The sequence below is a fragment of the Centipeda artemidis DSM 19719 genome (assembly GCF_000426665.1).
GTDB lineage: Bacteria > Bacillota > Negativicutes > Selenomonadales > Selenomonadaceae > Centipeda > Centipeda artemidis.
Window position 1 is genome coordinate 1 of record NZ_AUFU01000001.1, and the last position, 24,370, is coordinate 24,370.

Genomic DNA, 24,370 nt, shown 5'->3' on the forward strand with positions numbered 1-24,370 from the left:
CTTCATGGCATAGCTGTCATAGATTGCATCCTCGATTCCCTCGTCCGAGAGACCGAACCAGTTCTGCATGAGATACATGCGCAGCATCGTTTCGAGCGGGATTAACTTCCTGCCACGCTCTTTCTGGACGTAGAACGGCGCAATGAGTTCCATCCATTCTTTCCAAGGGATGATGGATTCCATGGCATCCAGGAAGGCTTCACGCTTTGTTGTTCTATTACGGTTTGCGTATTCCATGTCTGTAAATGTTTGCTGCACCATTTTTGTCTCTCCCTCATCGTTTATTGTCTTTCTCTATTGTAATCTTTCAAGGCAGAGTTGCGCAACATAAGAATTTATCAGTGTTTCCTTAATTTTTTCATCTTTGTCAAACAAAAAAACTCTCCGAACAATCCGATTCAGAGAGTTTTTCATAGACGTATTTTATTTTTTTAGCGCCTTCACGATCCGCGCGACGAGCGCCGTACGCGAAAAGGGGGTGATGATGTAGTAACCGTCAATATAGGGTTCGATGTCGCGCGCGATCTCTAGGGAGAGGCGTACGGCGAGTTCTTCCGCCTGCGCGCGGTCAAGCCCGCGGTACATGTCGATGATGCGCTCTTCGACGTGGATGCCGGTGATCTCGCTCTCCATGTAGCGCGCGTTGCGCTCGCTGACGACGGGCATGATGCCGCCGAGGATCAACGCCTCGGGGAAGGTCTCGCGCACGGCGCGCATGTTCTCTTTCGCACGTTCGCTGAGGACGGGCTGGGTAAAGAAGCCCATCATGCCCTCCTCGACCTTTTTCTTGGCGAGGTTGATCTGCGTGCCGAAGAATTTGGCATTGACGTTGAGCGCGCCGAAGATATGGAACGGTACGACGTCGCCGCGGCTGCCAAGGCTCGTGATAAAGGAAGCGAGCTTGCGCGAGTTGAACTGATAGACGCTCTTCACCTCGTCGCGCTCGGCGGTCGGGATGGGGTCGCCCGTAATGGTAATGATGTTGTGCACGCCCTCGGCGCTGAGTCCGAGGAGCAGGGATTTGATGGCGTTGAGGTTGCGGTCGCGGCAGGTCATGTGCGGGATCGGTTCGATACCGAGCTCCCGATGCACGCGCCCCGCGAGCATCGCGGCGTCCATACGTGCGCGCGCGATGGGATTATCCGCGATGGTGATGGCGTTGACACCCGCCGCCATAAGTTCACGCGCGCCCGCCATGAATTTATCTGCGCTGCCGGTCTCTGGCGGGTCGAGTTCGACGGCGATGGGTTTTGCACCCGATTTGAGCGCCTCATAGAACGGACTTTTCGGAAGTTCCGCAACCTGCGGCGGGGCTTCCTCGTCCTCCTCCGGCATTATATCGCCCTGCGCTGCGAGCGCATCACAGAGCGCCTTGATATGCGCGGGGGTCGTGCCGCAGCAGCCGCCGAGGATGGAGACACCGTCTCGCCGGACGGCGGCGAGACTCGATCCGAAATAGTCGGGCGCGCTCTCGTAGAAGGTGCGCCCGTCGACGACGACGGGATGCCCGGCATTCGGCATGAGCGAGAGCGGCAGCTCGTGCGCACCAAGGTGGCGAATGAGCTCCTTCATCTGCTTCGTGCCGTTGACGCAGTTAAAGCCGACGGCATCGACGTATCCGCTGCCCGCAACGGCGCGCACGAGATCCTCGACGAACCGCCCGTCGCGCGTATAGCCGCCCGGATACGCGGAGAACGAGTTGAGGACGAATGCGTCGGGACATTTCTGCTTGATATGCGCCGCAGTCTCGATCAGCCCCTCGTCGGAGGAATTGGTCTCAAATATGAAGTACCGCGCGCCGAGCGCGAGGAATGTATCAGCAAGAAAGGCGTACTCGTCGATGATGTCCGCATGAGGAAGCCCCATGACGGGACCGATGTCGGCAAAGACATAGGCGTCAAAGGGCGCCGCCGCGCGCGCCGCGATCTCCCATCCGGCGGTGACGATGCGGCAGACGAGCTCTTCATCCCCTTGGTAGACGATGCGGTTCGCGGCAAATGTGTTGGTCTTAATCGCCTGCGCCCCTGCGCGCAAATACTCCGTGTGGATGTCGCCGACGACCATCGGCGTCTCGATATTTGCGAGCTCGACGCCTTTGCCGCGCGTATGCAGTTTTTGCGCGTAGTATGTCCCCATGCCGCCGTCAAAGATGAGCGGTGCCGTTTTCAAATAGTCCCGTAGTGCTACACGTCCCTGCGCCATAGATTTTCAGTCCTCCTGCTCGTCCAGTACCCGCCGGGCGATCTCCACGATGCTCCGTGCGTCGCCTGCATAATAGTCCGCGCCGATCTCGCGCGCATAGTCCTCCGTCAGCACCGCGCCGCCGACGACGGTGTGACAGTCGTGCCCCGCCTCGCGCAGGGCTTCGATCGTGCGCTTCATCGCCGTGACGGTTGTCGTCATGAGCGCCGACAGTCCGATGAGCCCGACCTTTTTTTCGATGGCGACCTCGACGACGCGCGTCACAGGGACGTCTCGTCCGAGGTCGATGATCTGATAGCCGTAGTTCTCGAGCACGACCTTGACGATGTTCTTGCCGATGTCGTGAATGTCCCCCTCGACGGTCGCGAGGATGATTTTTCCCTTCGAAACGCCCTGCCCCGCCTCGGCGAGTTTGACCTTGATCAGCTCGAGCCCCGCCGTCGCCGCATTCGCCGCGTTGATGAGCTGCGGCAGGAAGATGATTTCCTTTTCATAGCGGTCTCCCACGATGTCAAGTGCGGGGATGACCTTTTCCTGAATGATGTCCATGGGAGCCATCTCGGTGAGGAGTTTGCGCGTGATGCGCTCGGCGTCGTCGCTCAGCCCACGCATGATGGCATCCATCAGTGGATCAACGTCCCCCGCCTGCTCGACCGCCGTCTGCACCGCCGCATCTACGCCTGTATCGCCCGTCAGCCCCAGCTCCTTGCGGCGGCGCATCTCCGCCTGCTCGGGAGCAAACCGCGTGATATACGCGGCACAGTCGACATCCTCGCCCGAGACTGCACGATAGGAGACGACGGCGTCCATGATTTCCTTTGTATTCGGGTTGACGATCGGGAAGTCAAGCCCGACGTGCATCGCCTGAATGAGGAAATTCTCCGTCATATGCACGCGCGCAGGGAGACCAAAGGAGATGTTGCTGACGCCGAGGGCGCAGTGCAATCCGAGACGGTCATGCACCTCGCGCACGGCGCGCAGCGTCTCCATCGCCTGCTCCTGCTGTGCGGAGACGGTGAGCGTCAGGCAGTCGATGATGATGTCCTCACGGTCAAGCCCGTATCGCTCCGCTTCCTCTATGATGCGCTCCGCGATGGCGACGCGCTCCGCCGCCGTCTGTGGAAGCCCCGACTCGTCGAGCGCCAGTCCGAGCACCGCCGCGCCGTAGTGTTTGGCGAGCGGAAAAATCTCGTCCATACGCGCGCGTTCGCCGCTGACAGAATTGATGATGACGCGCCCGTTCGTGACGCGCAGCGCCGCCTCAATGACCTTTGGATTCGCTGAGTCGATCTGCAGCGGGAGGTCGACGACGCTCTGCACCGCCTTGACCACGCGCGGGATGATCGCCTCCTCGTCCACGCCCTGCGCGCCGACGTTGATGTCGAGGACGTTCGCGCCCGCTTCCTGCTGTGAGATCGCGAGCTTCTTGATATAGCCCATATCCTCTTCGAGGAGCGCCTGCTGGAGACGCTTCTTCCCCGTCGGATTGATGCGCTCGCCGATGACGTTGAGCTTGCCGTACTCCGCGACGCATCCGGGGGACGCGACGCCCTTGCGCTTTTTACGTTTCGGACGCTCCTCCGCTCCGCCCGCGACCGCCGCCGCGAGCGCGCGGATAAAGTCGGGATTCGTCCCGCAGCAGCCGCCCATGATGACGGCGCCGCGCCGCGCGAACTCCGCCATCTCCGTACCGAACTCCTCCGCCGCCATCTCGTACGCCCCCGTGCGCGGGTCTGGCAGCCCCGCATTCGGTTTCACGATGATCGGCAGATCCGTCCACTCCATCATCTGCGCGACGATCGGCAGGAGCTCCACGGGACCGAGCGAGCAGTTGACGCCGAGCGCCGCAACGCCGAGCGCGTCGAGTGTGACCGCAACGGACGGAACAGCCGCCCCGAGGAAGGTGCGCCCGTTCTGCTCAAAGGTCATCGTCACCCAGATGGGGAGCTTCGTGTGTTCTTTTGCCGCGAGTACCGCCGCCTTCACCTCGTAGAGGTCGGTCAGCGTCTCAAAGATGACGAGATCCGCACCTGCTGCTTCGCCCGCCGTGACCATCTCGCGGAAGAGCTCATAGGCGTCCTCAAAGGAGAGCGTGCCGAGCGGCTCGACCAGTTCCCCGATGGGGCCGATGTCGAGCGCAACGCGCACGCCCGGGACGCCGGAGTTCTCCGCTGCGCGCCGCGCGATCGCCACGTTCGCCCCGATGACCTCGGCGACCGTTTTCCCCGTGCCGATGAGCTTGTGTCCGTTCGCGCCGAAGGTGTTGCTGTAAATAACGCGGCTGCCCGCCGCGATGTAGTTCCGGTGCACCTCTTCGATGACCTCGGGATGCTCCATGCCAAAGAGCTCGGGACGCTCCCCCGGCGCAAGTCCGCGCGCCTGAAGCTCCGTCCCCATGCCCCCGTCCAGTATGATGATGTCCTGCATTCCTATATCTCCCATTTCATAGTCATGTCGATGATGCCGCCGTCTTTGCGCCCTCTCTGCATCTGCGCCCCGCCTTTCGGAACGGGCAGTTGCGGAACATGAGACAGTGCTCGCAGTCGGGCGGGCGATGCGGCTGCGGCGTACGCGCGATGCCCATGATCGCCGTCACGGATTTGCGCGGTACCATGATGGTCGTCGGTGTCAGCGAGACGCCGACGCGGCGCGTCATATCGAGCAGCGCAAAGAATTTCGGCTGCTCGGAGATCGGAAGATCCCCGTAACCCGGACTGAACCGATCCGTCAGATAGCGTCCGCCCGCCTCGATCTCCGCGCGCATATCGCTCTCAAAATTATTGCAGATATTCTCGATCGCCGTACTCGCGCACGCGTCCATGATGACGGCATCCGCCGCATTCGTGACCTCATAGCGCATCATCAGACGCTCCACGCCGGGACCAAGCGTCGCGCCGAACAGCACGACCTCCTCGCATGGCGCGAGCATCGTCGGTATATCCTTCCCCGCAAACGTGACGCCGAGCACGGCACCGTCCTCGAGCGGCACTTGCCGATAGGTGAGGCGCGGCGTCGCCGCCTGCAGCACCTCGTCCGTGCAGCGGCGCAGCTGCTTTGCGATATCCTCCGTGAGTTCCTGCCCGCGGAAGCCAAGATACTTGAGTATTTCGTTCATATTTAACGCTGTAAAGCGCGGTTCAAACATAAGCACTCCTAAAATTTTTCACAGATATATGGACGCGCATTCCATGCGCACGAAACCTTCCATAAATACAACGTATGTGTATCTTGCTCATAAAGGTTCTATAATAATAATCGTCTTTCCCTCAAAAAGCAAGACGGCTGCGCACTTTATATTGCTATTTCTCAAATACTTTGGTATAACAGGATGAGTACTATCGGCGGAGGGGGGAACATCGTGCTGCGCATCGAACGCGTATCTTTTGACTATGAAACGGACGGGACGCCCGTCCCGGTGCTGGCGGACGCCTCGCTGCATGTGGAGCGCGGCACGGTACACGCGCTCATCGGCGCGTCCGGCTGCGGCAAGTCTACCCTCCTGCGGCTCGCGGCGGGTCTGCTGCACCCGACGGCGGGGACTGTGCTCATGGACGGCGCACCCGTTGATCCGGGGCATCGACGCATCGGATTTCTCCCGCAAAACTACGGGTTGCTCCCGTGGAAAACGGTGCGTGAAAATATCCTCCTCGGCGCCGAGATCAAAGGACGCGCGCGCGAGAGCCTTGCGGACGCACTCGAAGAACTCGCGGCAGAACTTGGGCTAACCGATTTGCTCAGGCGCTATCCGCGCGAGCTGTCGGGCGGACAGCAGCAGCGCGTGGGTCTTGCGCGCGTGTTCCTGCTCGCGCCCGATTTCTTGCTGATGGACGAGCCGTTCTCCGCGCTCGACGCGATCACGCGCGAATCCATGCAGGAGGTTTTTCTCTCGCTGTGGCAGAAACGAGCGGTCACGACGCTCCTCGTCACGCATGATGTCGACGAAGCGCTCACGCTCGCAAGCCGCGTCTCGGTGATGGGCGGACGTCCTGGCAGCATCATCGAGGCGATTGCGCATCCGTTTGCGGGCGACCTCACGGGCCGCATATCGCGCGATTTTTTTGAGATGGGACAGATATTGCGGGCAAAGATTGCGGAGGCGAACGCATGATGGGAAAACTTTCGCTGCGTTCCTTCGTCTGCGGCATCGGCGCGTTTCTCCTCCTCTGGGCGCTCGCGGCACATCTGCTCGCTATGCCCGTCGTCCCTCCGCCTTCGGAGGTATTTGCGCGGCTCGCCGAAAAATTCACGGGCGTCATCGCCGTCCACGCGGGATACAGCCTCATGCGCATCGCACTCGGGCTGTCCCTCGCCGTCGCCGTCGGCTACCCGATCGGCATCCTGATGGGATATTTCCCACGGGTCAACCGTATACTGGCGCCAATGCTTTATCTCGCCTATCCGGTTCCAAAGATCGCGCTCCTCCCCGTTGTGATGCTGATCTTCGGTGTCGGAGAGTCGGGCAAAATACTGCTCATCTTCCTCATCATCGTATTCCAAGTCGTCGTCGCCGTGCGCGACGCAACTGCGGGAATCCCGGCGGCAACCTACGAGCCGCTGCGCGTCCTCGGCGCATCATTTTGGCAGATGGTACGCCACATCGTCCTCCCCGCCTCGCTCCCGAAATTCATCACCGCCGTGCGCATCGCGATGGCGACGGCGATCTCCGTCCTCTTTTTCACGGAGACATTCGGCACGAAATACGGCATCGGCTACTACATCATGGACGCATGGCTGCGTGTCAACTACCTCGACATGTACGCGGGCATTGCGGTGCTCAGCGCGATCGGTCTCCTGCTCTTTGCGCTCCTCGATGCGGCGGAGCATGTGTTCTGCCGATGGAAGAACTGAACACACCTGTATACCTTTACAAAATCCCCCGAAAAATGTTAATATGAGCGTGGATTTTTGCCGTACGGAGGGGAATCCGTACGGTTTTTTGGTGAAAAAGGATGGTACGCAAAGATGAACGAACTTCTCTATAAGATTCCTGCCGACACCCCGCGCGAAGAGATTATCCGGACGCTACGGGAGCATCCGGAGGTGCGTTTCGTCTCGCTCGTGGGCATCGACATGGCGGGCAACGATACGGACGAGAAGATCCCCGTGCGGATTTTCATCGAGGACATCGACAAGTTCTACGACGGCACCGCCGTGCAGACGGACGGCTCCTCCGTCGTCCTGCCGAAGATCGCGACGATCAACAACGCCAAGGTCGATCTGCCGATCGATCCCGCAGTCAACTGGTTCGTCGACTACGATCAGGAGAGCCCCGACACGGTCGGCACACTGCGCATTCCTTCCTTTATCATCCACGAAGGAAAACGCGTCGATTCGCGCGCGGTGCTCGTGGACACGCTCGCCTATGTAAAGCGGGAACTGCTCGATTTCTTCCGCGCAAATCCCGAGATCTCCGGCGCGACGAGCCTCAAGGGCTCAGATATTGTTGACATCCGCTTCACCTCCGCAACGGAGCTCGAATTCTGGGTCAAGACGCCGCTTGAGGACAACGCCTCCATCGAGGAGATGTCCGCCTCGCAGGTGATGAACGAACAGTATTGGGAGCGCACGCACGGTGCGGTGCGGACGGCGCTTGAGGAATGCCTCATCGAGCTGGACAAATACGGTTTCCACATGGAGATGGGACACAAGGAGGTCGGCGGCCTCAAGGCACAGATCGACGAGAACGGGCGCATGACGCACGTCTGCGAACAGATCGAAATCGACTGGCAGTATGACGGCGCCGTGCAGGCGGCGGACAACGAGCTCTTCGTCCGTACCATCGTGCGCGAAGTCTTCCGCCTGCACCGCCTTGAGGTCAATTTCAAGGCGAAACCCCTCATCGGTCTCGCGGGCAACGGCGAGCATACGCATCTGAGCATCGCCGCAGTCACCTCGGATGGCAAGATGCACAGTCTCTTCGCCGCCGACGATCAGAATGCGGACTATATGAGTGCGATCGGCTACGGCGCGCTCATGGGACTGCTCAAGAACTACGAAGCCATCAATCCCTTTGTCTCGGCGACGAACGATTCGTTCAACCGTCTCAAACCCGGATTTGAAGCCCCTGTCTGCGTCGTCACCTCGTTCGGTCATACGCCCGCGATCCCCTCGCGCAACCGTACGGTGCTCGTCAGTCTCATCCGCGACCTCAAGAATCCAATGGCGACGCGTTTTGAACTGCGCGCAACCAATCCATACTCGAACACCTACCTCGTCCTCGCCGCATGTTATCTCGCCATCCTCGACGGCATCAAGCACACGGCGGGACGCACGGCGGCGCAGCTTCTCGCCGAGCTGTCAAAACAGCCGGGCGAAGACGCGCACTATCTCGAACGCGACCGCGCCTATCGGAGCGAGGAGGACGTGTTCGAGTTCTACACGCCCGAGGAACGCGACGCGCGGTTTGGCAAACCGCCTGCGACGGTGTGGGAAAACATGCTCGGCTTTGATCTCTATCCGGAAAAGGTCGCCGTGCTGACGGCGGGCAATACGCTCCGCCCGCAGATCATCGAATCGTTCCGCACCGGGGCGCTCCTGCGGTGGAAGATCGAACTCATCAGCCGCATCATCCCCGAGTACCGTGACCTCGTCCGCCGCATGAAGGAGATCAAGAGCGACTTCGTGACGGATCAGGATGCCTATATGTGGAACAAGATTCACGACCTGCGCATCTATCTTGCAAAGGATACCATCGACGATAAGGCGCTCTTCAGTCTGCTCATCAAGGCGCTGAACGAGGGCGATTACCGCGTCGCCTCCGCCCTTCAGCTTGAGATGAATGCAAAGATTGAGGAGCTGAAGGAGCTGTATGATTGCTACAAGAAAAACATGATCTGAGGCGTGCATTGGGATCTTCGCGCCTAGCATTGTCATATCGTCGAACACTTCGGTCGACGTAGCTCTTTCACTACGCCTTCCCTCGTGTTCTCCTCATTCCTCGCTATGCATCGAAGCTTCCAACGCACTGAGTTAGCCTATGAGAGTGGGATTTTGGCGCCTAGCTGTGTCATTTCGAAAAATCCTGCGGTCGACGTAGCCTTTTTACTACGCCTTCCCTTGGATTCCTTGCTATGCATCCAAACTTCCGCGTCACTCAGTTTATCCTATCGAGTGCGAGATTTTGACGCATCACTGTGTCATTCGTCCGGACACTTCGATCGAATCTGATGCTTAGACTGCTGCCCGAATATATTTCTGTGCAGCAGTCTTTTTTGTTTTTGAAAGACAATGATGCTCCCTGCCCTGCCGCAACGCGCGCATATATTGACCTGTAACGATTTACGGCGGCATATCTTTTATATTTTCTCCAAAAGGTCAAAAAATCAAAAATAATATTTGACTTTTTGACTTATAGTGATATAATAACGGTATCAACTAACACGAAGATGCGGAGGAACACATTATGGAACAGGATAAATACACAGCGCGCACGCTCGCCGCGCTCCAATCGGCGCAGCAGATCGCAGCCATGCGCTATCATCAGGAAATCACATCGGCGCATGTGCTGCTCGCGCTTGCAAAGGAACCGGAAGGTCTGCTCGCGACGATATTCTCCGTCTGCGGCGTCGATCTCCCGATGCTCAAGGCACGCCTTGAAAAGGAACTCGCTTCCATCCCCGCCGTCCGCGGCACGAACCGCCTCGGCATGGGGATGGACATGGTACGCGTGCTCGGACGCGCCGAGGAACTGGCGCAGTCGATGAAGGATGAATACGTTTCGACGGAGCACTTGCTGCTCGCCCTCATCACCGACGGAAGCGACGAGGTTCAGAAAATCGCGCGTGAATTTGGTCTGACGAAGAGCAGCGTGCAGGACGCGATCAAGAAGAACCGCAAACAGAACGTAACGAGCGACAATCCCGAAGAGGGTTACCAATCGCTTGAAAAATACGGGCGCGACATGACCGCGGCGGCACGCGCGAATAAACTCGACCCCGTCATCGGGCGCGACGAAGAGATTCGCCGCACGATCGAGATTTTATCGCGCCGCACGAAAAATAACCCCGTGCTCATCGGCGAGCCGGGCGTCGGCAAGACCGCCATCGTCGAGGGACTTGCCCGCCGCATCGTGGCGGGCGACGTCCCCGAATCGCTGAAAAATAAAACACTCTACGCGCTCGACATGGGCGCGCTCGTCGCGGGCGCGAAGTTCCGCGGCGAGTTCGAGGAACGACTCAAGGGCGTCCTCAATGAGATCGCAAAATCCGAGGGGCAGATTCTTCTCTTCATCGACGAGGTGCACACGGTCGTCGGCGCAGGTGCCGCCGAGGGCGCGATGGACGCGGGCAATTTGCTGAAGCCGCTCCTCGCGCGCGGCGAACTACGCTGCATCGGTGCAACGACGCTGAACGAGTACCGCAAGTACATTGAGAAGGACACGGCGCTCGAACGCCGCTTCCAGCCCGTCATGGTCGGCGAGCCGAGCGTGGAGGATACCATCTCCATCCTGCGCGGACTTAAAGATCGCTACGAGGTGCATCACGGCGTGCGCATCCGCGACGCCGCGCTCGTGGCGGCGGCGACACTTTCCGATCGCTACATTTCCGACCGCTTCCTGCCCGATAAAGCAATCGACCTTGTGGACGAGGCGGCGGCAAAGCTGCGCACGGAAATCGAGTCCATGCCCGCGCCGCTCGACGAGATTTGCCGCAAGATTCTCCAGCTCGACATCGAGGAGGAAGCCCTCAAGAAAGAGACCGACGAGGCGTCGAAGGAAAAACTTGCGCAGCTCGTCGCGGAGAAAGAAGAGCTCCACGCCGAGGAGGAAAAACTCCGCGCGAAGTGGGAAAGCGAAAAACAGGCAATCCTGCGCGTCCGTGCCATCAAGAAGGAAATGGACGAAGTGCGCGGCGAGATGGAGGCGGCGGAACGCGGTCAGAACCTCACGCGTGCTTCGGAGCTGAAATACGGCAAGATGCCGGAACTCGAGAAGAAACTTTCGGAGGAAGAAGCCGCCATCGCCGCGCAGTCCGCAGGAGAGCGGATGCTCAAGGAAGAGGTTGGCGAGGAGGACATTGCGCGCGTCGTCAGCCGCTGGACAGGCATCCCCGTGACAAAGATGATGACGGGCGAGCGCGAGAAGCTGCTCCGCCTTGAGGACGTGCTTCATGAGCGCGTCGTCGGGCAGAACGAAGCCGTGACCGCCGTCAGCGAAGCAATCCTGCGCGCGCGTGCGGGCATCAAGGATCCGAACCGCCCCATCGGCTCGTTTATCTTCCTCGGTCCCACGGGCGTCGGCAAGACCGAGCTCGCAAAGACACTTGCCGAAGCTCTCTTTGACGACGAGCGGAGCATGATCCGCATCGACATGAGCGAGTATATGGAGAAACACAGCGTCTCGCGTCTCATCGGCGCGCCTCCGGGCTACGTCGGCTACGACGAGGGCGGACAGCTCACCGAGACGGTACGCCGCCGTCCGTACAGTGTCATCCTGCTCGACGAGATCGAAAAGGCGCACCGCGACGTGTTCAACGTCCTGCTGCAAATTCTCGACGACGGGCGTCTCACGGACGGCAAGGGACGCGTGGTGAACTTTAAGAACACCGTCATCATCATGACGAGCAATCTCGGCTCGCATGAGATTCTGAGCAAGGACTATGCGGAGGCTGCTGCGGCGGTGCGCGCACTGCTCAAGGAGTATTTCCGCCCCGAGTTCCTGAACCGCGTGGACGATACCATCGTATTCAAGGCACTTGCAAAGGACGATGTAAAGCGCATCGCGGCGATCATGCTCGCGGCGCTCGGCAAACGTCTTGAGCGTCAGGTGGACATCGAACTCACATGGAGCGACGCGGCGCTTACTGCGCTCGCCGACGAAGGATTTGACCCCGACTTCGGCGCACGTCCACTCCGCCGTCTGCTCACCCACACGGTCGAAACTGCGCTCTCGAAGAAGATCATCGCGGGCGAGATTCGCGGCGGCGATACTGTCGAGATCGGCTTTACAGGAAACGAATTTACATTCAAGAGTTTGTAAATCATTTGAAGAGAACTGCTGTATATTCATGTGCGGCAGTTCTTTTTTTATGCTATTTTCTTGCGATACGAGGAAAAACATACTATAATGAAATTCGTTCTTTATTCTTAAGGGGGATTCCGATTGAAATCATCTCTGCTGCGCATATTCTGGCAGCTGTTCAAAGGATATTGGAGCTCGGCGGAGAAATGGCGCGCACGTGGACTGTTCGCGGCGGTCATCGCGCTGAATCTCGCGAGCGTTTACATACTCGTCCGCATCAACGATTGGTACCGCGTCTTCTACGACGCCCTCCAGGCGTATGACTGGGCGTCGTTCTGGCCGCTCGTCGGCGAGTTCACAGTACTCGCGATGGTCAATATCTTCATCTCGGTCTATGCCGTCTATCTCCGGCAGATGCTCACCATCAAGTGGCGCACATGGATGACGGATCAATACCTCTCACGTTGGATGCGCGGGCAGACCTACTACCGTCTGCAGGTGCTGCACAGCGACACGGACAACCCCGATCAGCGCATCAGCGAGGACATCAATCAGTTCGTAACACTGACATTGACGCTCCTCATCGGCATCCTGCGCCAGCTCACAACGCTCGGCGCATTCGGCGTCGTCCTATGGAACCTCTCGGGCGTACTGACCGTTCCCGTCGGCAGCACAGAGTTTGTAATTTACGGCTACATGTTCTGGCTCTCGCTCATCTACTCCGGGCTTGGTACCTGCTTTGCCCATTTTGTCGGGCGAAAGCTCATCCGGCTCAACTTTGACCAGCAGCGCTATGAAGCGGACTTCCGTTTCAGCATGATGCGCGTCCGCGAAAACAGCGAGAGCATCGCATTTTATCGTGGCGAACAGGCGGAGTCCGTCGGCTTCAAGGAGCATTTTGCAAACGTCATCAAGAACTATTGGGATCTAATGCGCCGGACAAAGCTGCTGAACTTCTACGTCAACGGCTATGGACAGCTCGCCATCATCTTCCCGCTCATCATGGCGGCGCCGCGCTACTATGCGGGTGAGATCGCGCTCGGCGGACTCATGCAGACCATGACCGCGTTCGACCGCGTGCAGGGCGCGCTCTCGTTCTTCGTCGACGCTTATGACTCCGTCGCACAGCTCGCGGCAGTTCTGCACCGACTCGGCGGCTTTACAGAGCACATGAAGGGTGCCGCACAGGTGACGGGAGAAATTGAACGCGTCGAAGGCGCAGGAAAAGATCTCACACTGGAAAATCTCACCGTTGCCCTGCCGAGCGGAACGGAACTCCTCTCGCAGTGTACGCTGTCCCTGCCTCAGGGGGCACACGTCCTCGTGACAGGCGTCTCTGGTGCGGGAAAGAGTACGCTTCTTCGTACGCTCGCCGGCATATGGCCGTACGGCAGCGGCAGAATCACCACACCGCAGAACATGCGCCGTCTCTTCCTCCCCCAGCGCCCGTATCTGCCGCTCGGCACACTCCGCCGCGCCCTCTTCTACCCGCGCACGAGCACGGAAAATGATGCGGAGACTGCACGCGTCCTGCGCCTTGTAGGACTGGAACAGTTCGCCGCACGTCTCGACGAAACGGACGACTGGAGCCGCATTCTCTCGCTTGGCGAGCAGCAGCGGCTTGCTTTTGCACGCGTCCTGCTCATTCGCCCCGACTGGATTTTCCTCGACGAGGCTACCTCTGCCCTTGATGAACCGCGCGAACGCGCGCTTTATGATATACTCAAACAGGAACTCCCGACCGCAAGCATCATCAGCGTCGGACATCGATCGACCCTTTTTGCTGTTCATGACACGGAGCTCCGTCTCAGCCATCAAACGTATACCTATCAGGAGATCCCCCATGAATCGTAGAGACTTTCTGCGCCGTCTGGCACTCGTTGGCATCGGCGCCGCCGCACTCCCCTTCTTCCCCTCTGTCACAGAGGCTTCGTGGTACATCCCGACCGTGCTTCCCGGCGTATCCGTTCGCCCCACACACCTGAAATTTGGCCCACTTGAGAACCGTTTTTTCACAAACAGCCTCGTCATACACCACATCGGCAGTACAAACGACGACGTATCGGCGGAGACCGTCCATCAATGGCACCTCAATAACGGCTGGGCGGGCATCGGCTATCACTTCCTCATCCGCAAGGACGGCACCATCGAGGAGGGGCGTCCCCTTGGTACCGTCGGCGCGCATGTCTACGGCGAGAACCGTCATACCGTCGGCATCAACATCGTTGGAAATTTTGAAATGGCGGCGCCCACCGAAGCGCAGCTCACTGCCGCCGCGCATCTCATCGCATCGCTCTGCACCGTCTACCAATTTGATCCCGTATGGGAACAGACCATATTCGGACATCGCGATCTCAGCGCAACCGCCTGTCCCGGCCGCTATCTCTACGCGCAGCTTCCGGGCGTCGTAGACCGTGCGCGTGTCTTCTACGGATCGGAGGAACTATCCGCTGAAAGAGCGCGCATCGCGCAGATGGAGTGCGAGGACAAGGAGCGCCAACGGGCGCTCACGCGTGCCAAAATGGAAGAGGCGCGCCGCAAGAATATGGCGAACGCGCGCCCGTCGCATCCGACGCCGAGCGCCCCGCAGTCTCCCCTGCCAAAGCCGACACCAAAACCGCAGCCGCCGAAAGCAGCGCGTCCACAGCCCGAGATCAAAAAGCCCAACATGCGCCCCGACATCCCGAAGCCGCAGAATATAAAGCCGACGCAGCGCAGGATCGCCGACTAAGACGCGATAAATACGATAATAGGAGGTGACGCAGTTGGGATTTCATTATCGCTTTTTTGACCGAGACATGGAGAAAACGGACGAGATGGGCATCCCGCTCACACGCGCCGACATTGATGCGCGTGAACACGCAAGAGAGCCGGAGCGTATCTTTTCGCGCGGCGAGCAGACTGGCATTGTACTCTCCTCCGTAATTTTCGCCTACGGCTATATGGAAGGCGATCTCTCCCTCGTATTCTTCTGTCTCTCCTTCCTCATCTTCGAACTGCGCAAAATTGTACGCCGCTATACGGGTAAATACGGACAAAATATTGCAAACGCCATGCACGGATTCAGCATCGCGCTCATCCTTGGTGCGCTTGCCATGGTACTCACGACATAGGAGGTTCTATTTGAAACAACATATGGGCATGGGCGTCATGAAAGTCGGCGCCGCCGCCGCGATCGTCCTTCTCTTCGGTATCATCCACCTTGCCGCCCCGGGATTCCTGCCCGAGCTCTTCGCGCTCCTCTCGACCGGAGACATCTCCGCCACGGTCGAGTATATCCGCGGCTATGGAGACTGGGCGGCGGTCTTCGCATTTTTCCTCACGCTCTTTGTCAACGCCCTCGGATTCCCGCCCGCGATCATCTTCTCTACGGCAAACGTCATGCTGTTCGGCATTGTCCCGGGCATCATCCTCTCCTGCGCGGCGGAGACCGTCGGCGTCACAATCGCCTTCCTGCTCATGCGCTTCTACTTCCGCGACGCGGCGGAGAAAGTAATTATAAAGAGCCCCTTCCTCTCAAAAATTGACCGGTACAGCGGAACAAAAGGATTCTTTGTCATGCTCATCGCGCGCATGATTCCCTACGTCCCATCCGCGTTGCTCAACGCCGTCGGCGCACTCTCCTCGATTCGCCTGCGCGACTATGTAATCGCCTCGTTCGTGGGGAAATTCCCCTCCACGGGCATCGAAGCGATCATCGGACACGACCTCATTGTCAAGCAGCCGGACAATACCCGCCTCGTTGTTGTCATCATCTGCGCGATCGTTCTCATCGCAGGTGCATGGCGCTATGAAAAACATGTCATGAAGGCAGAATCCGTGCATGCGAAGGAGGATGCATCATGACACGCAGACATTTCTTACAGGCCGCCACGAGCGCCGTTCTATCTATGGGGCTCGGCGGTCTCTTTTCATCTCATCATGCGGCGGCACACATGCGTGAAATCAAATATCTGCGGCAGATCGTCACGCACGATCCGCAGACGACGCGCATGATCCAATGGGACAGCGTGAACCTCCTCCCGGACGTGCGCGTCGAGGTGCGCCCCGCGGGAACGCATCCGCATATCGATATCTACATTCCGTCCTATACCTATTTTGACATAGATGATGCGCCGCAGTACACCTACCACGCGGAGATACGTGTCCCACGAGGCGGCGGCGACTATCGCGTCACATCCGCGCACGGCACAAGTGCGTGGATACCGATCGCACAACCCGACCGAAACGGTACCGTACGCGCCCTTCTCTTCTCCGACAGTCAGTGCGGCGAGAGCTATGACGTGTGGCGCGGCCTCTATCATGCGGCGTGGCGGCGCCATCCTCATGCCGATTTTGCGGCACTCGTCGGCGACCTTGTCGACAACGGCGAATCCTCGTGGCACTGGGAGAGTTTTCTCTCCGCAATGGGGGGTGCGGACAGTCCCCTCGCGCGGCACATCCACGCCCCCGCCCTCGGCAATCACGAATACTACGGCCTCAGCTGGACGGCAGTGCCGCCCGCACGCTATCTGCATACATTTGCCCTGCCCGATAACGGCAGTACGGCTTTTCCCGGGCACTACTATTCCTTTACCATGGGCGTCGTGCATTTCATGGTACTCGATACACAGTTTCTCGAACTCGGCACACGCGGCTCATTGCTCAAGGTGGAGCAACTTGCGTGGCTGATCCGGGATGCAGCGGAGTCTCATGCTCCTTGGCGCGTCGTCCTCATGCACAAGGATATCCTCGCCTGCGGGGACTACCAGACCGAGCAAGGCACGACCGCAGGCATCAGCGACGTCGGGCGCGTCTTTATGGACACATTTGACGCGCTCGGCATCGATCTCGTCGTCTCGGGGCATATCCACACCTACCGCCGCCGCCAAATCCGCGCACAAAAAACGGATCAAAACGGCACCCTCTACCTCCTCGCGGGACCCGCGGGCAACGAATACTTCGACGTCCCTGCCGAGTCCTACGACCTCGCCGCCTCCGCGAATCCCGCGCCTTCCAACTACCTCTATATGGAGGCAAATGCAAAAGAGCTGCACGTCGCCTGCGAAACGGCGGACGGCACGGTCATCGATACGGTAACACTGAGAAAATCAAAACCACCCGCATAGCGGGTGGTTTTGATTATTGCATTTTAGCGTTTAATGCCGCCAAGGTTTACGGTTGTTGTAATCGCGCATGATACGCTTGACCGCTTGGTCATGTCGTTTTTGTTCCTCGCGCATGGAGCGGTTATACTTCTCTTGATCGCCGTCGCGGCGGAAGTCAAACTTGATTCTGCGGACGTTCTCGTCGTGGATGCGGTCTTCTTCCTTCATACGGAAGCTGTACTCGTTCGACGCGCCGTCCTCATAGGACAGCCGTGCCTCCGACGACGCGGCATTTGCGGGGGGCGCTGTGGCGGCAATAATCCCGAACCCCATCACAGCGGCAATGGCGGCAGTAAAATAACGGCTTTTCTTCATGTTTCCCACACTTCCTTAAACAAGATCTATAAACATATTTACTTTAGCATATATCCCTTGGAGGGCATTTAAGAACATGTAAACACGTTATTAAAAGTCATTTGCTGAGAAATACGGGACAATGCGAGTGTTTGCTGACATACGAGGACACGCTGCCAAAGGCAAGTCGCTCGAACGTGCCGAAGCCGCGTGTGCCCATGACGATGAGGTCGCTCTCCTCCTCAGCGGCGACGGCAACGATGGTCTCGCCGGGATTTCCTTCGGCGACGCGCGGATGGGCGCGCACGTTGTGCGGAATCTCGTGCATCAGCTCCGCGAGGAGGCGATAGGCGGAAATCTTCAGTTCGGCGGGCAGATAGCCGCTCGTGCTGACCTGCTCGAATGCCGAGACATGTGCGTCGTAATCGACGACCATGAGTACTGTTAGCTCCGCCCCCCGTACGGCGCCCAAGCTCAATTGCCCATGTTGCGGCATGGAACGACGCATGAGAGCCGTCGATAGCGACGAGGATGCGCTCGCATCGAACGTCGTGCGCGGGGCGACTCTTGATCTCTGCGATCAGTGATGCCGTGTCCATCTCGAATACCTCCTTTAGGTTTCTAGGTGCAGTCTTGTCCCTGCGGGCTGCCCGTCCGCATCGCGCGCAAGCAGCTCCTTTTTCGCGCTGTAAAAACGCAGCGTGTAGAGGACGCCAACGACGGCGATGTAGATAAGGAACGCGCCAAATGTCGCTGCATATCCCATGAAGTCGGCACCGCGCGTGACGATGTCACGCGTGAAATGGAACTCCCATGTGAGCGGCCAAATATGCGAGAGTGCCACGACCCAGTCGGCGAAATGCGAAAGAGGTCCCGTCGGACCGCCGAAAATGAAGCCGCCGGGGATGATGAGGATCATGCGGCTCGCGGCGACGCCGGGATTCGCCGCCGACCAGCCCGCGAGCGTCGTCACCATGCCGAGCACAAATACATAGAAAATCTGGACAAAGATGAAGTTCGCAAGATGCCCCGCAAAGATGAGGTCGCCCCAAACGCGCAGTACCGCCATGCCGACGCACCACGAGACGATAAGGAGTCCGCCGTAGGGAAGCGTCCGCAGGACGAGATCCCACGGTGTCCCCGTGCGCACGATGGCATCAAGCTCCCCCGTCAGGCGCAGGCGCGGGATCATACCGATAGTCGCAAAGGTGTAGAACATCGAGCCGAAGAAGAACAGGAAGCCAAGTGTCATGCTGTTGCTCGTCGAGGTATTCGGGCTAAAGAGCACGCGGTCGGCAATCTGTATGCCGCCGTCGATCGTGTCGTTCGTGCTGCCGGAATCGCCGTTTGCCGCCGCGTTCTCAAGCACGGCGAGCTCATTCATCGCTTCCTTTATCTCGGCGGTCTGTGCGGCGTTCGTGTTGTCATAGAACACGCCGATGTGATTCGCCGTCCCCGTATAGCGGTCTTTTTCGAGACCCTGCGGGAAATAGACGACGGCAATCGCCTTGTCGCGGTACAGGAAGGAGCGCGGATCAGCGGGCGTATTGACCACCGCCGTGACCTTCATGTACTCCGAGGCGTCGATGCGGTTCGTGAGCTCATGCGTGTAGGCGGAGTTGTCGAGTTCGATGACGACGACGCCAGCATCTTTGGAGAAATTGCCCGCGAGCATCACGGACAGCACGACGGAGATCGCCATGGCGACCATGATGGAGACCTTTTCATACGGCATTCCCTGCCCGGAAAAAAGGTATTTGAGCTCAGCTTTGAGTGAATGCACGGTCACTCACTCCAATCGTCATGCCGGGAATGATCTCGTCGGTCGGGTCGACGTAGATGCGAATCTGAAACGCGGAGAGATCCGCCTGGCTCTTCTCGCGCGACATCTTGAGGTCGGCGAACCCCGGCGCCTTCGTCACGAGACGCACCGTCCCCGGCACCTCGCGGTCGCCCGCAACGGCACGTCCCGTGATGCGGTCGCCCTCGTGAATCCCGCGTACCTGATCCTCGCTGACGTAGATGTCATAATAGCCTCGATTGCTTTCGAGGAGGACGACGGGGCGTCCCGGGGAGATCATCTCGCCTTCTTTGGCGAGGAGCTTCAGCACCTTGCCATCCTCGGGCGTACGCAGCACGAGACGATCGCGCGCAACATCGAGTTCCTTTTTCTGCACGAGGAGCATGTCGCGCTGTGCTTCGAGCGCCGCAACGTCGTTCCCCATATTTGCCGCGCTTCGGCGCGCCTGCTCGATGGTCGGCAGGGAGATGGACTCCGTATTGCCCGTATCCGCTGCGCCGCCGAGGAGCTGCGCGAGATTTTGCGCCTGCTGCTGCGTCGCGGCGCGCGCACCTCGTCGCCTTCCCTCACAGCCTCGCGCACGAGACGCCCGCTCACGGAGTCAAAGGACATCTTAACCTGCTCGGCGGTGAGGATGCCCTCTTTTTGCCGCGTGGCGAGCACGACGGCATCGCTTCCCGTATACATGAGCACAAGCCCCGCGACGATGAACAGTACGATGAACGCAGCGCCGACGCGCTTTGCCTTTGCCTTCGGATCCATATGACCGCTCCTTTCTTTCCCCTCTCATCCTATGTAAAAAGCGCCGCACCCGTGAAGGTGCGACGCCGGAAGAATCTCAGATTCTTTGTGTTTCCCTTATTCCGCAGTGAACGGAAGAAGTGCGATATTACGGGCACGCTTGATGGCAAGCGTGACCTGTCTTTGATGCTTTGCGCAGTTGCCGGAAATGCGGCGCGGGAGAATCTTCCCTCGCTCCGTTGTGAAGCGGCGCAGTTTCGCGGCGTCCTTGTAGTCGATATGGTCTACCTTATCAACGCAGAATGAGCAGACCTTGCGGCGGGGCTTGCGTCCCCGATCTCGTCTCATCATTTTATTTTTCCCTCCTTGTCACGGGATATTCCGGGCGCGCGCGCTCAGAATGGAATCTCGTCGTCCGGAACCACGGGTCCCATCATGTCGGGCGCACCGCCGCCTGCGGCAGGTGCAGCGCCGGATCCGGCGGGGGCATCATAGCCGCCCATACCGCCGCCGGCATTTTTCGAATCAAGAAACTCTACATTGTCCGCTACGACATCGGTCGCGTATTTGCGCTGTCCGTCATTGCCGTCGTAGCTGCGCACCTGAATGCGCCCCTCGACGCCAATACGGCGTCCCTTCGTGAGGTTGTTGCCGCAAATTTCGGCGAGCTTGTCCCAGCAGGTGACGGGGATAAAATCAGCGGTCTGCTGCCCCTCCTGCTGCGCCGCACGCGAAAAACGGCGGTCAACAGCAACGGTGAACCGGCAAAATGCTTTGCCGCTCTGTGTGTAGCGTATATCGGGGTCGCGCGTGAGGCGCCCGATCAGTATGACTCTGTTCATTCGATTGTTCTCTCCCGCATGTCGATGGGATTCGTTTTACTCTTTGTCTGTTTCCGGAACACCGTTCTCCGCACGGACGATCATATGCTTTAGGAGATCGTCGGTGATCTTCATCACGCGGTCGCACTCGGCGACACAGGCGGGCTCTGCATTGACATACAGCAGAACGTAGTATCCCTCGCTGTGGTCATTGATCTCATAGGCGAGGCGCTTCTTGCCCCAGCGATCCTCTTTCTCAATCGTACCGCCGTTTGCCTGAATGAGCTTCGTGAACTTCTCGATGACGGCGTTGGTTGCCTCTTCCTCCATCGGCTTCACGATAAATATGACTTCGTACATTCTCACGAAATCACCTCCTCTTTGGTCTGTGGCCGCCGCTCATCGCAGCGGCAGAGTGAAATTTTTCGCTGCAAGCGCGCACGAAAGACGCGCTTGACAACGTGACTTAGTATAGCATGTTTGTGACGCACGCGCAAGATGCAGGAGGCAATTTTTATTCCCGTCGAGGCATTTGCTCAATGCGCGTTTGAATTGGGAGAAAATTATGGTATACTTCTTTATGATATCAGTTGCTGCGGGAGGGAATTATTTTGCGTATTGTCATAGCGGGAGCCGGGCGCCTGGGCTACAGCATCGCGTCCCTGCTCTCGGAGGAGGGCATGGACGTCGTGGTCGTAGACGGCGAGGAGAGCCAGCTTGAGGCGGCAAAGACGACGCTCGACGTGCTCACGATCGCGGCGAACATCTCAAGTCCGCTCACGATGAACGATCCTGACATTAAAGGAGCGGACATCCTCATCGCCGTCACAGAAAGCGACGAGGTGAACATGGTCGCCTGCATACTCGCGAAGAAACACGGCATCCCCCACACGATCGCCCGCATCCGTGACATGAACTTTACGGTGGAGGCGAGCGCCTATCTCAAGGAAAATTTTGACATCGACCTCGCGCTCAATCCGGAGCTGATTACAGCGCGCGAAATTAACCGCATCCTCATGACGCCAGCTGCGCTCAATGTGGAGGACTTCGGTCAGGGCAAGGTGCGTCTCTTTGAGACGCGTATCCGGCGCAAATCCGCGATCGCGCGTACGCCGCTAAAATCGTTGAAGCTCCCGCCCGGGGTTCTCGCGGGACTCATTTTCCGCGATCACCGCATGATCATCCCCCACGGCGACGATGTGTTCCTGCCGGGCGACAACGCCTACTTCATCGGTCTGCCGGACAAGATTGAACAGTTCAGCCAAAGTCTGGTGCAGAGCGACACGCACAAGCTGAACCGCGCCGCAATCATCGGCGCGGGACGCACGGGGCGCGCCCTTGCGCTCATGCTCGAGCAGCAGGGCGTGCAGGTCAAGGTCATTGATAAGAACCGCGAGCGCTGCGAATTGCTCGCGGAGAAGCTAAAGACGGGGCTTGCGATCTGCGGCGACGGGACGGATATCGATCTCCTCACAGAGGAGGGCGTCGCAGAGGCGGACGTCATCATCTGCCTCACAGAGGACGATAAGCTGAACCTCATGCTCGCTCTGCTCGCGCGTCACCTCTCCGACAACCGCATCAAGACGGTCGTGCGCGTCGACCGCAACGAATACATCGACCTCATGGAGAAGGTCGGCGTCAACATCGCGCTCTCGGCGCGTCTGCTCTCGGCGAGCGAGGTGCTTGCTTATGCGCGCGGCGGTGATGTGGCACGTGTGACCCTGCTCGAGGGGGCGCGTGCGGAGGCGCTCGAGGTGATCGTCAGTCCGGGCGCACCCGTGACGGGCAAACAGCTCATGAACGCGCAGCTCCCGCGCGAATGCCTCGTCTGTGCCTATGTGCGCAACGAGGAGGCAGCGATCCCGAACGGGATGACGGAGCTGATGCCGGGCGACCGCGTGATCCTCTTCGTGCTGAAGAGCTTCGCACAAAAGGCGCTGTCTTATTTTGGAGACGACTGATGCGGTTCGATTTATTTTGGGTACTCATGGGGCGCACAGCGTATGTGTTCGCACCGCTCTACCTCGTGCCGTTCGCCTACGGGTTCATCTACGGTGTGGATGGCGCGAGCTCATTTTTCGCACTCAGCATTCTGACGGCGATCCTTGGCATGGTGTTCGGCAATATGGGGCGCAGTCATATGCGTCAGCTGTCCGTGCAGGAGGGGATGCTGTTCATTCTCGCCATTTGGCTGCTGCTCGCCGTCCTCGGGATGCTGCCGTTCCACCTTGCTGGTCTGCATCTGTCGCCTGTCGATACGTTCTTGGAGTGTATCTCCGCGCTCACGACGACGGGCATGACGTCGCTCGGCGATATGCTGCCGCCGACGCTCCTCCTCTGGCGGGCACTCCTCAGCTGGTTCGGCGGGCTGCTCTTCGTGGTCATTCTCGTGACGGTACTGCCCGTCGTTGGCGGATGTTTCGGCGTGGATTTCACCGTGGGGCAGGATCGGCTGTTCAGCCCGCTCTGGAACCGCATGACAAAGCCGATGCACGAGATGATGCTGCTCTATATTGCGCTGACCGCGGTTGCCGCCGGCATCTATCTTGCGGCGGGAGATGCGGCGCTGCCCGCATTCATGCTTGCGCTCTTTACCATCTCCTCGGGTGCCGGCTCAATGACGGGCGGTATCTCTCCCACCCCCGCGCTGATGGCTGCGGGCGGCATCGTCTCGCTGCTCTCCGCCCTGCCGCTCCTTACGCTGTGGCAGGCAGGGCGACGGCACACGGCAAAGAACCTTCTTCATCATGCGGAGCTGCGTGCCTTTTTCACACTGCTCCTCTGTGCCGGCGTTCTTCTCGCTCTTTTGCCCATACTGCACGGGCTGCTCCCCGTGGGGGCTGCACTCGGGCACGGGTTCTTCTACGCCGCCTCCTTTCTCTCGACAAACGGTCTGACGCTGCGCCCGGCGGATGAGTTTCACGGATTTGCACAGCTCCTCCTCATCCTGCTCGCCATCATCGGCGGGTGTATGGGATCCGCGGCAGGCGGTTTCCGCATCTCGAGGCTCCTCGTATTATGTTCACTCGCGTGGACGGAACTGCTGCGCACGCTGCACCCACGTATGGTTTTCGCCGTGCGCCAAGGCGGCGAGATCGTCCCCCTGCACGCGGCGGGGCGCATTCTCATGCTCGTGTTTTTCTTCGCGGCGGTGTTCGGCGGCGGCAGTCTCCTGCTTGCTCTCGCAGGGCTCTCGCCCATCGAGACAATCTCCCTCACTGTGGCGTGCCTGACGACAACGGGCAGTGTCTCCTCACTCGCCGGGCTCGATACGCTCGCGGGGCTGCCCGCATGGACAAAGTTCTCTTGTGCGTTCTTGATGGTGCTCGGACGCATCGAGGTCTTTGCGTTCTTCCTGTTCGTCGGCGCCCTCTTTGAAAACATGCAGCGCAAGTGGTGAGAAGCT

Annotated in this window: 23 protein-coding genes; 11 read left to right on the top strand and 12 right to left on the bottom strand. The window is 59.1% G+C overall.

The annotated features are described in order from the left end of the window. The 4 genes from K341_RS11500 to K341_RS0100020 form a co-directional block, all read right to left on the bottom strand. Nucleotides 1-261, bottom strand: a 261-nt coding sequence (locus K341_RS11500; RefSeq protein ID WP_037349187.1) for an IS5/IS1182 family transposase, incomplete at its 3' end; no start/stop codon positions are given. A gap of 162 nt (nucleotides 262-423) precedes the next feature. Continuing rightward, the gene (locus tag K341_RS0100010; protein WP_026761452.1) at nucleotides 424-2,202 is read right to left on the bottom strand and encodes a bifunctional homocysteine S-methyltransferase/methylenetetrahydrofolate reductase; all 1,779 of its coding nucleotides are present in this window, start codon (nucleotides 2,200-2,202) and stop codon (nucleotides 424-426) included. Between the two features lie 6 nt (nucleotides 2,203-2,208). Next, the gene (locus K341_RS0100015) at nucleotides 2,209-4,629 is read right to left on the bottom strand and encodes a homocysteine S-methyltransferase family protein (RefSeq protein WP_026761453.1); all 2,421 of its coding nucleotides are present in this window, start codon (nucleotides 4,627-4,629) and stop codon (nucleotides 2,209-2,211) included. 22 nt (nucleotides 4,630-4,651) lie between these two features. After that, a complete protein-coding gene (locus K341_RS0100020) occupies nucleotides 4,652-5,347 on the bottom strand; it encodes a vitamin B12 dependent-methionine synthase activation domain-containing protein (protein WP_009350068.1) in 696 nt (231 codons plus the stop codon). A gap of 213 nt (nucleotides 5,348-5,560) precedes the next feature. Here K341_RS0100020 and K341_RS0100025 point away from each other — a divergent pair, with 213 nt between their 5' ends. The 9 genes from K341_RS0100025 (at nucleotide 5,561) to K341_RS0100065 (ending at nucleotide 17,268) form a co-directional block, all read left to right on the top strand. Further along, nucleotides 5,561-6,310 (top strand): ABC transporter ATP-binding protein, encoded by a 750-nt coding sequence (locus K341_RS0100025; RefSeq protein ID WP_248676848.1) that lies wholly within the window; start codon nucleotides 5,561-5,563, stop codon nucleotides 6,308-6,310. After that, nucleotides 6,307-7,050, top strand: coding sequence for an ABC transporter permease (locus K341_RS0100030; protein ID WP_026761455.1), 744 nt, complete (start codon nucleotides 6,307-6,309; stop codon nucleotides 7,048-7,050). The genes K341_RS0100025 and K341_RS0100030 overlap by 4 nt, the downstream gene beginning before the upstream one ends. Before the next feature lie 114 nt (nucleotides 7,051-7,164). After that, nucleotides 7,165-9,039 (top strand): type I glutamate--ammonia ligase, encoded by a 1,875-nt coding sequence (locus K341_RS0100035; protein WP_026761456.1) that lies wholly within the window; start codon nucleotides 7,165-7,167, stop codon nucleotides 9,037-9,039. A gap of 565 nt (nucleotides 9,040-9,604) precedes the next feature. After that, nucleotides 9,605-12,178, top strand: coding sequence for an ATP-dependent chaperone ClpB (clpB, locus tag K341_RS0100040; protein WP_026761457.1), 2,574 nt, complete (start codon nucleotides 9,605-9,607; stop codon nucleotides 12,176-12,178). Between the two features lie 123 nt (nucleotides 12,179-12,301). Continuing rightward, nucleotides 12,302-14,014, top strand: a complete 1,713-nt coding sequence (locus tag K341_RS0100045; RefSeq protein WP_009350061.1) for an ABC transporter ATP-binding protein/permease — start codon at nucleotides 12,302-12,304, stop codon at nucleotides 14,012-14,014. Continuing rightward, entirely contained in the window at nucleotides 14,004-14,891 is an 888-nt protein-coding gene (locus K341_RS0100050; RefSeq protein WP_009350060.1) for a peptidoglycan recognition protein family protein, read from the top strand. The genes K341_RS0100045 and K341_RS0100050 overlap by 11 nt, the downstream gene beginning before the upstream one ends. A 34-nt stretch (nucleotides 14,892-14,925) precedes the next feature. Beyond that, on the top strand, nucleotides 14,926-15,273 hold the full coding sequence (locus K341_RS0100055; protein WP_009657235.1) for a hypothetical protein: 348 nt from the start codon (nucleotides 14,926-14,928) through the stop codon (nucleotides 15,271-15,273). A 10-nt stretch (nucleotides 15,274-15,283) separates the two neighbouring features. Beyond that, complete coding sequence (locus K341_RS0100060; RefSeq protein ID WP_026761458.1) at nucleotides 15,284-16,006, top strand: TVP38/TMEM64 family protein; 723 nt, start codon at nucleotides 15,284-15,286, stop codon at nucleotides 16,004-16,006. Continuing rightward, nucleotides 16,003-17,268, top strand: a complete 1,266-nt coding sequence (locus K341_RS0100065) for a metallophosphoesterase family protein (RefSeq protein WP_009350057.1) — start codon at nucleotides 16,003-16,005, stop codon at nucleotides 17,266-17,268. The genes K341_RS0100060 and K341_RS0100065 overlap by 4 nt, the downstream gene beginning before the upstream one ends. 30 nt (nucleotides 17,269-17,298) lie before the next feature. Here K341_RS0100065 and K341_RS0100070 read toward each other — a convergent pair whose 3' ends face one another. From K341_RS0100070 to rpsF, 8 genes are all read right to left on the bottom strand, one after another. Next, complete coding sequence (locus K341_RS0100070) at nucleotides 17,299-17,622, bottom strand: hypothetical protein (protein ID WP_009350056.1); 324 nt, start codon at nucleotides 17,620-17,622, stop codon at nucleotides 17,299-17,301. A gap of 97 nt (nucleotides 17,623-17,719) precedes the next feature. Further along, complete coding sequence (locus K341_RS11505; RefSeq protein ID WP_231291852.1) at nucleotides 17,720-18,073, bottom strand: universal stress protein; 354 nt, start codon at nucleotides 18,071-18,073, stop codon at nucleotides 17,720-17,722. A gap of 141 nt (nucleotides 18,074-18,214) precedes the next feature. Continuing rightward, nucleotides 18,215-19,384, bottom strand: coding sequence for an ABC transporter permease (locus K341_RS0100080; RefSeq protein ID WP_026761459.1), 1,170 nt, complete (start codon nucleotides 19,382-19,384; stop codon nucleotides 18,215-18,217). Next, nucleotides 19,365-19,787, bottom strand: a complete 423-nt coding sequence (locus K341_RS12865; RefSeq protein ID WP_231291857.1) for an HlyD family secretion protein — start codon at nucleotides 19,785-19,787, stop codon at nucleotides 19,365-19,367. Before K341_RS12865 ends, K341_RS0100080 begins: the two co-directional genes overlap by 20 nt. Beyond that, complete coding sequence (locus K341_RS12870) at nucleotides 19,706-20,164, bottom strand: HlyD family secretion protein (RefSeq protein WP_009350052.1); 459 nt, start codon at nucleotides 20,162-20,164, stop codon at nucleotides 19,706-19,708. Before K341_RS12870 ends, K341_RS12865 begins: the two co-directional genes overlap by 82 nt. A 96-nt stretch (nucleotides 20,165-20,260) precedes the next feature. Further along, nucleotides 20,261-20,494, bottom strand: a complete 234-nt coding sequence (rpsR, locus tag K341_RS0100090; protein ID WP_009350051.1) for a 30S ribosomal protein S18 — start codon at nucleotides 20,492-20,494, stop codon at nucleotides 20,261-20,263. A gap of 44 nt (nucleotides 20,495-20,538) precedes the next feature. Further along, a complete protein-coding gene (locus tag K341_RS0100095) occupies nucleotides 20,539-20,985 on the bottom strand; it encodes a single-stranded DNA-binding protein (protein ID WP_009350050.1) in 447 nt (148 codons plus the stop codon). 36 nt (nucleotides 20,986-21,021) lie between these two features. Then, complete coding sequence (rpsF, locus tag K341_RS0100100; RefSeq protein ID WP_009438065.1) at nucleotides 21,022-21,330, bottom strand: 30S ribosomal protein S6; 309 nt, start codon at nucleotides 21,328-21,330, stop codon at nucleotides 21,022-21,024. A 245-nt stretch (nucleotides 21,331-21,575) separates the two neighbouring features. On the opposite strand from rpsF, the gene trkA reads away from it, so the two are divergent. Then, nucleotides 21,576-22,925 carry a Trk system potassium transporter TrkA gene (gene trkA, locus K341_RS0100105; protein WP_026761460.1) on the top strand — a complete coding sequence of 450 codons (1,350 nt, stop codon included), beginning with the start codon at nucleotides 21,576-21,578 and terminating at the stop codon, nucleotides 22,923-22,925. Further along, on the top strand, nucleotides 22,925-24,364 hold the full coding sequence (locus tag K341_RS0100110) for a potassium transporter TrkG (protein ID WP_009350046.1): 1,440 nt from the start codon (nucleotides 22,925-22,927) through the stop codon (nucleotides 24,362-24,364). Before trkA ends, K341_RS0100110 begins: the two co-directional genes overlap by 1 nt. The last annotated feature ends 6 nt before the right edge of the window (nucleotides 24,365-24,370 follow it).

Excerpts from the sequence above, each read along its gene's own strand:
- K341_RS0100010 (WP_026761452.1), bottom strand. The coding sequence starts at position 2,202 with ATGGCGCAGGGACGTGTAGCACTACGGGACTATTTGAAAACGGCACCG.
- K341_RS0100015 (WP_026761453.1), bottom strand. The coding sequence starts at position 4,629 with ATGCAGGACATCATCATACTGGACGGGGGCATGGGGACGGAGCTTCAG.
- K341_RS0100020 (WP_009350068.1), bottom strand. The coding sequence starts at position 5,347 with ATGTTTGAACCGCGCTTTACAGCGTTAAATATGAACGAAATACTCAAG.
- K341_RS0100030 (WP_026761455.1), top strand. The coding sequence starts at position 6,307 with ATGATGGGAAAACTTTCGCTGCGTTCCTTCGTCTGCGGCATCGGCGCG.
- K341_RS0100035 (WP_026761456.1), top strand. The coding sequence starts at position 7,165 with ATGAACGAACTTCTCTATAAGATTCCTGCCGACACCCCGCGCGAAGAG.
- clpB (WP_026761457.1), top strand. The coding sequence starts at position 9,605 with ATGGAACAGGATAAATACACAGCGCGCACGCTCGCCGCGCTCCAATCG.
- K341_RS0100050 (WP_009350060.1), top strand. The coding sequence starts at position 14,004 with ATGAATCGTAGAGACTTTCTGCGCCGTCTGGCACTCGTTGGCATCGGC.
- K341_RS0100065 (WP_009350057.1), top strand. The coding sequence starts at position 16,003 with ATGACACGCAGACATTTCTTACAGGCCGCCACGAGCGCCGTTCTATCT.
- K341_RS0100070 (WP_009350056.1), bottom strand. The coding sequence starts at position 17,622 with ATGAAGAAAAGCCGTTATTTTACTGCCGCCATTGCCGCTGTGATGGGG.
- K341_RS12865 (WP_231291857.1), bottom strand. The coding sequence starts at position 19,787 with ATGCTCCTCGTGCAGAAAAAGGAACTCGATGTTGCGCGCGATCGTCTC.
- K341_RS12870 (WP_009350052.1), bottom strand. The coding sequence starts at position 20,164 with ATGGATCCGAAGGCAAAGGCAAAGCGCGTCGGCGCTGCGTTCATCGTA.
- rpsR (WP_009350051.1), bottom strand. The coding sequence starts at position 20,494 with ATGATGAGACGAGATCGGGGACGCAAGCCCCGCCGCAAGGTCTGCTCA.
- K341_RS0100095 (WP_009350050.1), bottom strand. The coding sequence starts at position 20,985 with ATGAACAGAGTCATACTGATCGGGCGCCTCACGCGCGACCCCGATATA.
- K341_RS0100110 (WP_009350046.1), top strand. The coding sequence starts at position 22,925 with ATGCGGTTCGATTTATTTTGGGTACTCATGGGGCGCACAGCGTATGTG.